Origin of the sequence: Mucilaginibacter sabulilitoris, from assembly GCF_034262375.1 — a bacterium.
In the GTDB taxonomy this organism is placed as follows: Bacteria; Bacteroidota; Bacteroidia; order Sphingobacteriales; family Sphingobacteriaceae; genus Mucilaginibacter; species Mucilaginibacter sabulilitoris.
The window spans coordinates 4,611,527-4,624,907 of sequence record NZ_CP139558.1 but is presented as its reverse complement, the minus strand read 5'-3'; the positions used below and the strand labels follow the sequence as shown (position 1 = coordinate 4,624,907).

11 protein-coding genes are annotated in these 13,381 nt (G+C 40.1%); 5 read left to right on the top strand and 6 right to left on the bottom strand.

Translation table 11 applies throughout. From position 1 onward, the window contains the following. Window positions 1-47 precede the first annotated feature (47 nt). Genes SNE25_RS19665 through SNE25_RS19655 form a run of 3 tightly spaced genes read left to right on the top strand, consistent with a single transcriptional unit; the run spans window position 48 to window position 668 of the window. Window positions 48-272, top strand: coding sequence for a hypothetical protein (locus SNE25_RS19665; RefSeq protein WP_321560706.1), 225 nt, complete (start codon window positions 48-50; stop codon window positions 270-272). A 6-nt stretch (window positions 273-278) separates the two neighbouring features. After that, entirely contained in the window at window positions 279-491 is a 213-nt protein-coding gene (locus SNE25_RS19660; protein WP_321560705.1) for a hypothetical protein, read from the top strand. 51 nt (window positions 492-542) lie between these two features. Then, entirely contained in the window at window positions 543-668 is a 126-nt protein-coding gene (locus SNE25_RS19655; RefSeq protein ID WP_321560704.1) for a hypothetical protein, read from the top strand. A gap of 200 nt (window positions 669-868) precedes the next feature. Here SNE25_RS19655 and SNE25_RS19650 read toward each other — a convergent pair whose 3' ends face one another. The 6 genes from SNE25_RS19650 to SNE25_RS19625 form a co-directional block, all read right to left on the bottom strand. Then, the gene (locus SNE25_RS19650; RefSeq protein ID WP_321560703.1) at window positions 869-2,320 is read right to left on the bottom strand and encodes an IS1182 family transposase; all 1,452 of its coding nucleotides are present in this window, start codon (window positions 2,318-2,320) and stop codon (window positions 869-871) included. A gap of 176 nt (window positions 2,321-2,496) precedes the next feature. Further along, entirely contained in the window at window positions 2,497-4,062 is a 1,566-nt protein-coding gene (locus tag SNE25_RS19645) for a RagB/SusD family nutrient uptake outer membrane protein (protein ID WP_321560702.1), read from the bottom strand. Between the two features lie 18 nt (window positions 4,063-4,080). After that, window positions 4,081-7,473 carry a TonB-dependent receptor gene (locus SNE25_RS19640; RefSeq protein ID WP_321560701.1) on the bottom strand — a complete coding sequence of 1,131 codons (3,393 nt, stop codon included), beginning with the start codon at window positions 7,471-7,473 and terminating at the stop codon, window positions 4,081-4,083. Window positions 7,474-7,703: 230 nt separating this feature from the next. Then, window positions 7,704-8,795 (bottom strand): FecR family protein, encoded by a 1,092-nt coding sequence (locus SNE25_RS19635; protein WP_321560700.1) that lies wholly within the window; start codon window positions 8,793-8,795, stop codon window positions 7,704-7,706. Window positions 8,796-8,927: 132 nt separating this feature from the next. Continuing rightward, complete coding sequence (locus tag SNE25_RS19630) at window positions 8,928-9,515, bottom strand: RNA polymerase sigma factor (RefSeq protein WP_321560699.1); 588 nt, start codon at window positions 9,513-9,515, stop codon at window positions 8,928-8,930. A 365-nt stretch (window positions 9,516-9,880) separates the two neighbouring features. Beyond that, a complete protein-coding gene (locus SNE25_RS19625; RefSeq protein ID WP_321560698.1) occupies window positions 9,881-10,201 on the bottom strand; it encodes a hypothetical protein in 321 nt (106 codons plus the stop codon). 218 nt (window positions 10,202-10,419) lie between these two features. Between SNE25_RS19625 and SNE25_RS19620 the strand changes: the two genes are divergently transcribed. Together SNE25_RS19620 and SNE25_RS19615 are read left to right on the top strand one after the other, a co-directional pair. Next, on the top strand, window positions 10,420-10,818 hold the full coding sequence (locus SNE25_RS19620; RefSeq protein ID WP_321560697.1) for a (deoxy)nucleoside triphosphate pyrophosphohydrolase: 399 nt from the start codon (window positions 10,420-10,422) through the stop codon (window positions 10,816-10,818). Next, on the top strand, window positions 10,815-11,693 hold the full coding sequence (locus SNE25_RS19615) for a YDG/SRA domain-containing protein (protein WP_321560696.1): 879 nt from the start codon (window positions 10,815-10,817) through the stop codon (window positions 11,691-11,693). Before SNE25_RS19620 ends, SNE25_RS19615 begins: the two co-directional genes overlap by 4 nt. Window positions 11,694-13,381: the final 1,688 nt, after the last annotated feature.

Here is a 13,381-nt window from a genome sequence, read left to right as displayed (position 1 = left end):
GATATGATATATTTATTTTAAATAGTTATATTTGAAAGCAATTATATATGAAATACCTTATCACCATCACTTATTTGCTTATCTTATTTTCTTTTTTTAGCTGTCGAAAAGGAAATGGAAGCGACCCTTCCACTGTTAACGGAAATGAAAAACCGGCAGAACAGAAACCCGGGGGCCTGTTAAAGATAGAGGCCGCTGTACCTGGATCTTTTTTTTACCTCGTTGCCATAACAGAGACTTCGGGGAAGGATAATGTTCTTGTCTTTCACTAAGACACAATGATATTTGAAAAGCGGTACAGCTTTCAGTACCATCCGTTCGTTGGGAATTCCGTTCATGTTGAGGTGGACTGGAGGGTAATCAACACCAAGTTTACGCCTACCGTTCATTTATCTTATGATGGTGTTGAAAATAAGGAATTTGAGACCGGTACCGCTGATATCAATCCCCCGTATGATTATTATAAAACGTTCAATTTTACTGTTAAATAATAAGGAATATCGACAGGTATGTAGCCATCTTAGCCAAAAGTAATCCGCGAATTGCAAACTGACTTGCCTGGCGAAGACGAGGAATTTGCCCATAGCAGCTATATGGAAGCCTTTTTTGCAATTAATACGTTACCGTTTTCATCGGCTATCATACCGGCTCAACAGGTAAATGATTAATAATAAATAAAGCCCTGCAGTTAGGACCGAGGGCACTGAAAAAGTAGCTCAATAATACTGAGTACATAAAGCGATCAAGAGAAAGGCAACTTTTACTTGGTCGCTTTTTTTGCTTAATCATTTTGGAGGGTTATTTGTCATAGTTGATAGCGGGCTTATCAGAGTTGCGAGGGCGACCAAGCAGCCGTTTTGGCTGTAGCTTAGCCGATCAATTTGATGATCCTTTTCAGGTTGACAGTGAAGATCGCTAATGCACCCTGCATCTGCATATTTTCGATTCCATAGGCTATTGCCCGATCATACCCATGGACATTTTTCAACTCGCTGTTTTTAGCTTCGATCATATATCGGTTTTTAGCCTTTTCTTTAAAGTATTCTGTTTCCTGGAAAGCCTGTTGCTCCTGATGTGTGGTTGACTTTATAGTTACTGAATAGGTTTTGGTCTTAGCCCCGGGTTTGTAACAGCCGTCTTTTAATGGACATATCTTACATTTTTCAACGTCAAAAAAGTAAAGGTAAGATTGATTTTTTCCGACATTTTTCTTCCCCTCCCTGGCTTTGCGGATAGCCAAATGTCCCGCCGGACATACGAACATACCTGCATCTTTGTTATAATCAAACTTGTCTTCTTCTTTTCTGGTTCCTTGAGAAATCGCCGGTGTAAGTTTGGCTACGATCTTGATGTCCTGTTCAGTTGCTATCTTAAGATTATCTTTCCCGGAATAAGCCGTATCACCAATGATTGCTTCGACTTCGATACCATTTTTTTGACTGATTTCCAAAAGTTGGGGAAGTTCCGGGCCATCGCCTTTTTCTCCCGAAGTGACCACCGCGGCTGTGATGATGCGTTCTTCAGTCATCGCCAAATGCGTCTTATAACCAAAGAAGGAACTATCTGCAGATTTATGGCCGGTTTTGGCATCCTTGTCTTTGGATAGCGTATAGTGCTCTTGCGTATCGGCTACCGTCTCTTTCAACAGGTTGAGTTTTTCTTTTACCGCAGGTATCTGGCATAACGGCTGGTCGGCTTCAATATACTTTTCTAATGCACTACAATAGGCCAGTTCTTTTTCCAATTCATCCGTGGTGTTCTTTTCCGGCATGCCCGCCTTCATATCTTCATCTATAGCATATACCACTTTGCGGAGCAGTTTGGAACGCTCCCGTAACACTTCCAAGGCTGAATAGGGGTTCGATCTTGACAGGGAATGGGTGGCATCAACAATGATGGACTTAGAGCGGATGATTCCTTTTTCAATAGCTATAGTTACGGTCTTACCAATAAGCAGATTTAAAAGATCGTTATCCTTCAGCCGTAGTTTTCTGAACTTTGTCAATGAACTGGGATCAATGCCCCCTTCCTCCGGCGACATTTCCAGGAAATATTTGAAGGACATATCATACTGCGAACGTTCGACCACATCAACATCTGAAACAGTATAGATCGTCTTTAATAACAGATATTTGAACATCCGTACAGGGCTTTCAGCTGTCCTACCGTTGGTTGTGCAATATTTGCTGACCAGTTCATCGTTGATAAATGTAAAATCTATCAAGTCGTTGATCTTCCGCAGAAGATTGTCTTGGGGAACGATCAGATCGTATAGCCCCGAAAAGGCACTGAACTGGATCTGCTGTTGTTGGTTAAGCATCTTTAGTGTCTTTCTTTCGACACTTTAAAATACAAAAAACGGGGTAGAAAAACTAAATTTTCTACCCCGTTTGTCTAATAGACTTTTTCAGTGCCCTGCAGTTAGGACCTGCAGGGCTTTTACTTTGTGATCAATTAATAGGGTTTATTAAAGCAGATATGCGTTTTTGACATTCTTTATTTATACCCCGGGTTTTGATCCTGTGGCGTAATTTGAGGGTTAAGCTTCATTTCGCTGTCAGGTATTGGATAAAGGACATTAAATGGCTGAATTGTTCCTGATTGCCTGGTCCATTTATTGCGCGCTTTTACCAGCTCAAGAAGTTTTCCGGTACGGATCAGGTCAATACGGCGCCAGTTTTCGGCAAAAAGTTCCCTGATACGTTCTTCCATGATATTGGTACGGAAATCTGTCTGCGACATGGTGTTCCATCTTTTATCGTTAGGTAATGTACCACCCCATGCACGGGTACGTACCTCGTTAACTACAGCTACGGCATCGCCTGTTTTGTTAAGCTCATTTAAACATTCGGCGTAGCAAAGTTTAATATCCGCCAATCTGAGTATAGGAATATTCTTTCCTGAGTTCCACTCATTGTTGATTTTGTTGTCGGTATGTTTGTCTGTACGAAAGTCCTCATATTTTTTAATGTGAGGTTTCAGCTCGTCATAATCGTTGCCCAGATCTTCCCATAAAATAGGATCAAGTGTAGGCGTTTCGCCATAGTAGGTAAAGTTATAACGGATGCTTTCATCGCGACGAAGGTCGCCATCTTCCCATACGCCACCATTGGCAACAGTTTCATAGGCATGAATTGTTGGTACCACTTTGTCATATCCTGAATAATAACAGCCATCTCCAAAAAAGGCCTGTACTGCACGTGAACCTATCTGGAACTGGATTTTATTGTTATTAGGATAAACGGGGCTGAACTGAAACTCCAGGATAGATTCAGCCGTATTACCTTTTGAATAATCCCACAGATCTTTGTAAGGTACCAGTGTATATCTTCCCATCATTTTTTCAAAAGCCTCACGCGCTTTATCAAAATTGCGGAAGCCGGTTGATTCCGGTGCCGACATATAAGCCTTGCCTAGCATGGCAAGTGCCGCACCGCTGGTAGCCCTGCCCGGGTCATTGGTTTGTGGACAAAGCACTGACGCCCTGGTCAAATCGTTAATGATAAAAGTCCAGACATCTTTAAGCGGCTGGCGGCGGACGCCAAGTTCATTTTCACGGCTCAGGTCACGGATGGGTATTTCGCCCCAGTACATGGCCAGTTCAAAATCAACAAAACCCCTGATAAAATAGGCTTCACCTAAAATATGCCCTTCCTTACTGTCGGGGGATATGTTTGGTTTTTCGACACCTTTAATGATTTTGGCAGCCTCATTTACAACCGGCCAGCGCAGATTCCATTGGTTGGCTAATTGGTTTAACAGGGAGTTGAGGTTACCGTCATATCGGTCAAGACCGCCTTTGGCAGCATCGCTTTTCATTTGAAAGGCGCCCTGCTGTAATTCGTCCGTACCCATCATGGTGATAAGACCCTGTTCGTCTGTACGTATGTTTTTCCAGCTGCCGTATATCCCTTTGAGGCTTGTTTCGGTAAGGCCGATGTCTGAATACACCTTGTTTTCATCGAGTTTGGTCAAACTCTCCTCGGTTAGAAATTTTTTGCAGGAGGCGGCAGAAATAACTACCGCTCCGGCGATGAATATCTTTATAATGGTTTTTTTCATGATTTTTTGCATTGACGTTTAGAATCCAAAATTTACTCCAAGAACAAACGTTTTCACAGGCGGATAACCATAATCGCCTGTTTCGGGGTCAAGGCCTTTGTATTTAGTGATGCAGAACAGGTTTGAACCGGTTACATATAGACGCAGGCGGTTAGCATGCCAGTTATTCAGTATAGATTGCGGCAGGTTGTAAGCTAACGTAAGCGCCGACAAACGGAGGTAGGAGGCGTTTTGCAAGCTGTAATCCAGTTCAGATGGGTTAAACCTGTTGTAGCTGGTATTGCCAATTACACGCGGTATGTCGGTATTGGTGTTGGTCGGCGTCCAGCGGTTTAGCAAATCTGTTGAGGCCATGCTCTCCCCAATACTGTTGATGGTACCTTCATAAAAGCTGCTGATTTTTTTAGCACCATGCGAATAAACAAAAACAGCGTTCAACGCCAGGTTTTTGTATGACAAATCGGTCGAAAAACCTCCGTAGAATTTAGGATCTGATTTGCCTACTACTTGTCTGTCGTATTGGTTGACAATACCGTCTTTTACACCGTTAGGGCCAGAAACATCTTTAGCGAAAAGATCACCAAGGCCTACTGTTTTACCGTTATAGTTAATGCCTTCCCATTCGGCACGGTTTGATTCCTGCGCTATACCACCTGAAACATAAGTATAGATATTGTTAAGCGACTGGCCAAGGAATACGTTACCTGTACGGCTATCTTTACTTGGATCGGTGTTATAGATTTCTTTGGCGACTCCGTATAGTTGTTTTACGGTGTTTTTATCAAAGGAGATATTACCGGCGAGCGACCAGTTCCAGTCCTGGCTTTTCACTATCTGACCACTTACAGAAATCTCCAAACCTTTGTTGTTTACTCGGCCAATATTTTGCCATTGATGGCTGTAACCGATAGTGGGAGCTAATGAACGGTCAAGTAACAAATTATCATTGTTGATGTAAAACGCATCGGCGGTAACATTAAGTCGTGAGTTCAGGAATCCCATTTCGATACCCAGGTTGCTTTGTTTTTGCTTTTCCCAGGTAATATCCGGGTTACCGCGAAGACCATCGTTTTGGAGCAGCGCGTTGCCATTATCAATCCGTGAACCATATAATGTTTGGAATGAATAGTTTTTAATATCCTGGTTACCTACTATACCATAGCCGGCACGCAGTTTCAGGAGGTTAAACACTTGCTGGTCTTTCATGAAATCCTCGTGTGTAACGTCCCACGCGGCTGAAAATGAAGGGAAAATACCCCAACGCTTATTTGCAGCAAATTTTGATGAGCCATCGTAACGGGCAGTTGCGGTCAGGAAATACCTTTCGTCATAGCTGTAAGTAGCACGGGCAAAAACTGAAAATAGGGAATACTTATAAAAGTCTGATCCTATTACCGTTTTATCAGTAGCGGCTGCACCACCAAGATCGTAATATAGCAGATCATCACTGGCAAACCTGTCGCCCTGGGCTTTGGTATAATCATAACTCCGTTTGCTGGCAGTAGTACCTAACAGGGCAGTAATTCTGTGCTTGGAGTTAATGGTGGTATTGTATGAAATGGTATTATCCCATTGCCAGTACAAATCGTTCCAACGCTCATGTTTGGCACGTGCATCGCCATTGTATTGCCTGTAGGCTTCCTGTATGTTTTTGGGCGTAAACTCAAAAAAACTTTGATTGGCGAAGTCAACAGCATAGGTTGAACGTATATCCAATCCTTTTACAGGATTAACATTGATATAGTTTGATGATACCAGCCTGTTCCTGTTTTGTTTGCGGGTGATGTCAAGCGAGTTGAACGGGTTGTAATCGTTGTTGTTTTGCTCACCATGTGAACGGTAATACACGGTAAGGTAGTCAGCCGTGTACCGGGTGTCCGCCGAACGGTATGGCTCATAATTTAACAGCGGGTTGCCATTAAGCGCTTTGTTATACACATCGTCAGAAGGTAAGTCATCATCAGTACGGGTAAAGCCGGTGTTAGTCCCCACTTTTAACCATTTTTTAACATCGTACTCCGCGTTAAAACGACCGGTGTACTTATTTTGATCAACTTCCTGAATAAGCCCTTTTGTGCCGGCGTAACCAAAGCTCAGATAAAAAGTACCTTTATCAGAGCCACCGGAAAAACTTAAAGCATGGTTTTGCTGATAACCTGTACGTTTTACCTGATCGAGCCAGTTATAGCTTTTGCCGCTATTGTGGGTATCAAACTCTTGTTTAGAGAACGCTATATTGGTTTTTAACAAGGTGTTGTTAATATAATCCTGCCTGTTTGTATTCGGGTTATCCTTTAGGTAACCGGTTGCATAAGCATCCAGTCTTAAATCAAATAGCTGATTGGCGTTAAGGGTTTCGGGCATCCTGGCAAAGTTGGAGAAACCAGCCCAGCCGTCATAAGTTACCACGCCATCGCCCGCTTTTCTTTTGCCTTTTTTAGTAGTAACTACCACGACGCCGTTTGCACCTCGTGAACCGTAAAGGGCGGTGGCAGAAGCGTCTTTTAGTATCTGAACGGAGGCAACATCATTCATATTGATGGAGTTAAAGCCGCCCTGGTTGTTATCCATGACCAAACCATCCACTACATAAATAGGTGATGAGCCTGAGTTAATAGTATTAATACCACGTATTTTGATGGTTGCATCATCGCTTGGTTTAGAACCGCCGCCAATAAATACACCTGCAACGCGCCCTTGTAAGGCCTGGTTAACATTAGTAACCGGGCGTTCCTGTAATGTTTTGGCATCTACGTTACTTACTGAGCCAGTAAGGTCGCCTTTTTTGAAGGTGGCACCGACCACTACAATTTCTGCAAGGTTGTTGTTAGCTGCTGCCAAAGTAATTTTCATGGCTTCGGCTTTGGCGGGTAGTTCCTGTGATTCAAAGCCTATGGCGCTGAAAACCAATATGGTACCCGGAGTTACATTCAAGGTGAAATTACCGTTCATGTCGGTAATGGTTCCTGTTTTGGTACCCTTAATGGTGATCGTAACACCCGGAGCAGCCAGGCCCTGATCGTCCAAAACTTTACCGGATACGGGGGTCTGGGTCATATCCAGATCCGCGCGTTTGTTAAGCGCCACCGGAGCGTTATTCCTGATTACGATAACATCGCCGGAAACTTCATAAACCAGGTTAAGCGGCGTAAATAATTGGGTTAATACATTTCCCAATGTTTTTTCTGTAAAGGAAGCGTTTACCTTCTGCACACCATTTATCAGCTCAGGGCTATACACAAAATTGATATGATATTTTTGTTCCAGGTTTTTTATGACCGTTTTTAGCGCGGTATTAGTCTCGTTTACTGTAACCCTGGTATCTAAAATAGCCTGTGCTTTTGCTTCTTTGGCTATGGCGCTTCCTAACAATGAGAGACTTAATGTTAACTGTAAAAATGTGATCTTCATTATTTTTACGAGTATAGGTTTATATTTCATAAATTTGATTAGAGTTAATAATTCGTTAATAACTTGACAAAAAAGCCCCGCTCAACCTTTTAACAGGTTAAAGTAAATGGATATCAATCATTTTGGGGCTAAACATTTGGACCGGCAGTACCGCAAATATTGCCGGTTTGTTTTTTGGGGCTATGTACTTTTTTCTTTCATATTTTTTTAGTGTTGGTAAAATAATCAGGTTAATTGGTTGGGATATGGTTTGGGTTATCAATAATAATACGGCCATCAACAAATTGACACGAAACGTTTACAGCCTTGCAAATCAGTTTAACTTTTTCATCAAGGGGCCTGTCAGACAGTGATGCTGTTAAATTGATGTTGCCGAGTTTGGTTTTATCATACTCAATATTAACGTCGTAGGCTTTTTCTATCTTTTCAATAATGACAGATAGCGGAGCATTATCAAATGTGAACTCTTTTTGGGCTATCTCTTTTGAAAGTGTTAGCGGCTTTGTTAAAGTTTCCTTTGTTACCTGCGAGGCTTTTGCTTCATAAATCACCTGCTGGTTGGGTATCAGCGTAACCGTATATTTTTGCTTATCAGCGGTAGTAACTGCTTTTTGATTGTATACCAGCACCTTGCCGGTGTTTACTATTACTTTAAACTCCTGGTCGTGATTAAATGATTTAACCGTAAAACTGGTGCCCAATACTCTGACAATCATATCATGACTGTGCACCAGGAAGGGCATCGAAGGGTTTTTATGAATTTCAAAAAAAGCCTCACCATCTAAAAAAACCTCCCTTTTGCTTTTAAAAGTTTTAAGGTATTTTAAACCGGATCCGGGTTTTAATACCGCCAAACTACCGTCATTCATTCGTACAAGCCTGGTTTGTCTGGTATTGTTGATGACGTTTAAATACGGGTCAGTAACCTGTACAAGCGATTGTTCTTTTAAATTGTTGCCTGTTCTTATTCTTGAAAATATTAAGCCCGCTGTCACAAAGGCCAGGAACAGGGCGGCAAACCTGAACCATTTGGTCTGGTGAAATTTTAGCGGAATGATGTTAGGCTCAATAGTTTCGGTAAAACCATGTTCATGAACGTATGCCGCGATGGAGTTTACATCTGCGTCTGTAAGTTCATCCTTTAGCGGTTGAACAACAATAGCAGAAATAATTAAATGCGCTTTTTCGACAATGATTTTACGGTCGGGGTGTTTTAAAAGCCATTGGTCCCAAAAGTCCTGCTGTGTGCCTTTTAAAACCCAGTCGATAAAAAAATCGTCATGTAAAAAGTCTTCGACTTCGAAATTACTATAATCGGTCACTGGAAATTCAATTGGTTTATAATACTATATATTCCAAACCGATTAAATATTACCCCTCTGAAAAGTAAAAAAATGAATAATTTTAAGAATTAGTTAGTAATTACCTGATTAACAGTTGTGTAATTTATTAGTTCAGGAGGCTAAAAACACTGCGAGAAGGATAATCCATTCGGAACGAAAGTTTTTATATGCCTTTTGCAGCAGGTTATGTACAGATTGCTTACTGATTTCCATGATCTGCGAAATGTTATCGAAATCGAGGTTTTCATAAAACCTCAAATACATAATTTCCCGCTGACGCGGTGGGAGGGCATTCAGAATATGTTTTATTCTTGTTGTGAGTTCTGCGCTTTCAAGATTGGTAATGATCTTTGATTCGATGTTAAATTCAACTAAAAATTCATAGTTCTCATCGAGTTCTTCGCCACGGTTCCATTTACTTTGTTCGCGAAATATTCTTAACCTTACTGCCTTGAATAAATACCACTTTACTGCCGGCGTCGAACTGATCCGGAGCCTCCTGTTCCAAAGCTCCAGGAAAACATCTTGTATACAATCTTTCAAAAAATCCTTATCCTGGCAAATGCGGTACCCGTAATTAAATAGTGGCTTTGAATATTTTTTGATCAATTGTGTATAAGCAGCATCATTACCATCACGAAACAGATCCCAAAGTTCGGAATCATTCGTGGTAATTAAATTGTCGCTGTCGGGCCTCATCTGAATTTACTTCTTCCTCTTTTATCCGTTGTAGCATAAATGAATAAGTTAATTGTTTTTATTCATTTATACATCGCCCTTTTGGCGTACGTATGATTAAATCAGGTAAAGTTATTTAAAAGATTAATTAACCTTGTTATTTGATGTTCAAACTGGTAAAAAAGATCTTTAAAAATAACATTTGTTTTGAATCATCTCTGTTTTATTTATCTGCGAAGACTTCTGGCTACTCCGATCTGAAATCTGTTCAAAAAAAACTACAGCGGCAAGGAAAATTACTGGTTTTGCCTGTTCAAGCGTAATGGCATGATATTATATAGGGGTATAGCTGACCTATAATGATGAGAATAGTTTTTATCCCGAAATTAATTTTGATCCTGGGCCTCTCGGTTTTGCTGGGCCTGGAGGGATTTTTTAGTTACCGGCTGCACGAACTGTCTGCGCGGCAGGAAATGATCAAGCTGGATCACTCCACCTCGCGAGCGAAATTTAGCCTGCACAATCCAAAGCCCTTCATGAAACTCTTGTGGTGAAGCAAATGATGCGCGTCCTAGGAAACTCAGCTCTCTTCCACCATCTGCACCAATGCCGTATACCAACGAGCTGTTGCCCAGTAATCTTTGAAATAAAGCCTGTACCAATTCTTCAAAATCCAAAGGGTTGAAACCGTAGAAATTATAGCCCACAATGATTCTCCTTTAAAAAATTCAAATGACTGGTTAACACCAACAAGACCTTATTCATGTGTTTAGGGTTTATTTAATATGCAAGATTAAGAAAATACGCGATCACTAATTCGAATCTATTTGAAAATAAGTATTATTTGCTTAAACATTGAATTTAAAACTGCACTTACAAAAGATCCATATTTTTAATGGACAAATCATATCTTCGAATTAAATAGATGTCTAAGCCAAATATAATCCCTGTAGCCGCCGCAGTAATTTTTAAAGAAGGGCAATTATTGATCGCTCGGCGCGCGGCACATAAATCTCAAGCCGGATTTTGGGAGTTCCCGGGTGGAAAAATAGAGGTGGGAGAAACACCGGAAGCTTGTTTATTAAGAGAGCTCAAAGAAGAATTAGCCATTGAAGTTAAAGTGAATCATTTCCTGATGGAAAGTATTCATCACTACGATCAAATTTCCATTGTTTTGAAAGCTTATCATTGTTCTTATTTGAACGGAGATATCCAATTGCATGATCATGATCTAGTCGAATGGATCAGTCTCAGTGAATTTGATCAATTTAATTTTGCCCCAGCAGACCGACCTTTTTTACCTTATCTAATTTCAATTCAATGACCACGTATATTTTTGGTGCCTTACCCGATCTGGAAGAGGGCGATATTTTTCCGAATCGAAAAGCTCTAACCGAGGCTGGCATTCATAAAGTGCTCATGGGTGGTATCGATGGAAATCCGCGCCAGGGCGCATCTTCTATTGTTTTAAATGGCGGTTATGTGGATGACTTTGACTTAGGAGACGAGATCATTTATACCGGTCATGGTGGTAATGATCCCAATACCGGAAGACAAATCAAAGATCAGAGTTGGGAAAGTCCTGGTAACAAAGCTTTATTGGTCAGTGAACTACATGCCTTACCGGTTAGGGTAACACGTGGCTATAAGCACCATTCTGCTTTTAGCCCAAAGTCAGGCTTTGTATATGGTGGTCTCTATCAAGTGACCGAGCATTTCGAAGATCGTGGGAAAGACGGTTTTTTAATCTGCCGTTACCGCCTGCAAAAAATCCAACCTGGTTCCACCATGCCGCCTGAACCGATTCAATCACTACCTGCCGGTAATGAAGATAGTAAAAGGCAGACTAGTACCGTTCTCCGTATCGTAAGGGATACCAAACTTTCACGGGAACTGAAAGCACTTTACGATTATACCTGCCAGATCTGCGGTCTTCGCATTACCATCAAAGGAATTGGCTACGCCGAAGCTGCCCATATTAAACCTCTAGGCAAGCCACACAACGGCTTTGATAAAGCTGACAATCTCTTGTGTTTATGCCCTAATCACCATGTCATGTTGGATAAAGGAATTCTCACTTTAACCGATGAATTTGAAGTTTTGGGTGGGGAATACGAAAAGGTGACTTTCAAGGCAGATCACGCCCTAGATGGGGAGAATATTCGCTACCATCGCGCGCACATTTTTATCAACGAGTAATTTTCAATCAATCAATTATTCGCTTATAATCAACACGTTATCTTCTTAATATAGAATAGTAGCCTGGGTTGGGCACGAACCTGGAATCCAGTATTTTTTTGTTATTGACAACCAGCAATTTTTCGTATATTTGGGTAAGCGAAAGAGGTAAACGAGTAAAACGCCCAATCGGCGTGGTGGTTAACTTCAGAAGCGATTGATAATTAGCTACTTACAAAGATATCATAGCAGCCCAGGTGGGCGCACTTCTAAAAAGCTGCTTTTACACTAAAAAGCGGCTTTTTTTGTCTTGATAAGAGGATTTAGTCAATCTCAGCACCGGCACCGTCACAAAGAGAAATTTCGTCAGGACTATCCAGCTAAATAGAACAGCCTAAAATAGCATACACATGAAATGATGAGTGCCAAACTAATTATGATTAAACGTACAAAAATCGTCATACCGAAATCTAGGAGAATACTTGAATTTACCCCAAAAAAGATGCTGTAAAATATATTACGACAACAGTCTCGCCCTGATAGTACTCAAAAAAAGCAAATCATGTTAGGCTTGAAGAAAATATATGTAAATTATTCATTTATAGTTATTTAATTTCTGTTTTGGAAGAATGGAATGATATAGCTGTTTGTCTATGCATTTTAACAATCACCTAAGATTCTATAATCTAACCTGTTAAGGATTTTGAAATTTAGTATAGAGCAATAGCTATTTTTCTAAAACCTTTATTAATTAATAAAATTAGGTATTTATCAATATTATGATATTCACTTTAAACTTGTCACTTTAGTAATTAGGTAAAGTCAGGCTTTTGATAAGCCGGTTTTTAACTACTTATAAATTACTCCCACAGATATGAAACCATCTGCGCAGTATTAATTTTAAAGAAATATGTTTTTTTGTTCGCCTGGTCTGAGTATATTCCTTTATCGAAATGTTCAGTGCAGATTATGAGAATTATGTGTATGAATCGGAATATTTTAATTTAAACTGTATAGACTACATTTTATGACTGTTTTAACCATTGATAAACCTCATTTTAACCCATTGTTAAGGCGTTATACTGTCGTCGACATTAAAATATTTTTAAAATGAGTCAAGTAAATAGTCTTTTTTTTGTCATTTTTTCAATATGGATCGATTGTTTTTAATTGAAATAATAAAAATGTATTATTTTTTTAATATCACTTGGTAAAACGTTTTTGTTAATTATATTTGTTAAAACCAATTGTAAAAAATATGTTACTGTCAATAGTTTAGTCTGCCTGAAAGACTTCCTTTTGAGATTTATGTACTTATTAAATTAACCAATATCACTGACATGAAGAACCTGATTTACCTGTACCAAACTTTCCCGGAATTAATAACCTGATAGGGAGTCATCCATGAAAACTCCTTTGAGTTTTTAGATGCTAAAAGCATTTATTAATTAACCTAATCACTGATAGGGAAGAGAACACTATGGTTCCGTCATCCTGATGATAGGCCTGTGAGTGCACAACTATGCACTGTTGTCAAGAATATTCCTGCAGATTATTTTTGATTTCGTGTTCTTTTTTCTCAAAATCACCACTATGGGAAAAGAATTACATGCTACTTAATCTAAAGGCATCCTACGTTCGCATAAACCACTTGCGGGCACTAAAGGATATGGCCCTTTAAATCACAAATTTTTATTTCATCAATCTAA

Excerpts from the sequence above, each read along its gene's own strand:
- SNE25_RS19665 (WP_321560706.1), top strand. The coding sequence starts at position 48 with ATGAAATACCTTATCACCATCACTTATTTGCTTATCTTATTTTCTTTT.
- SNE25_RS19660 (WP_321560705.1), top strand. The coding sequence starts at position 279 with ATGATATTTGAAAAGCGGTACAGCTTTCAGTACCATCCGTTCGTTGGG.
- SNE25_RS19650 (WP_321560703.1), bottom strand. The coding sequence starts at position 2,320 with ATGCTTAACCAACAACAGCAGATCCAGTTCAGTGCCTTTTCGGGGCTA.
- SNE25_RS19645 (WP_321560702.1), bottom strand. The coding sequence starts at position 4,062 with ATGAAAAAAACCATTATAAAGATATTCATCGCCGGAGCGGTAGTTATT.
- SNE25_RS19640 (WP_321560701.1), bottom strand. The coding sequence starts at position 7,473 with ATGAAGATCACATTTTTACAGTTAACATTAAGTCTCTCATTGTTAGGA.
- SNE25_RS19630 (WP_321560699.1), bottom strand. The coding sequence starts at position 9,515 with ATGAGGCCCGACAGCGACAATTTAATTACCACGAATGATTCCGAACTT.
- SNE25_RS19620 (WP_321560697.1), top strand. The coding sequence starts at position 10,420 with ATGTCTAAGCCAAATATAATCCCTGTAGCCGCCGCAGTAATTTTTAAA.
- SNE25_RS19615 (WP_321560696.1), top strand. The coding sequence starts at position 10,815 with ATGACCACGTATATTTTTGGTGCCTTACCCGATCTGGAAGAGGGCGAT.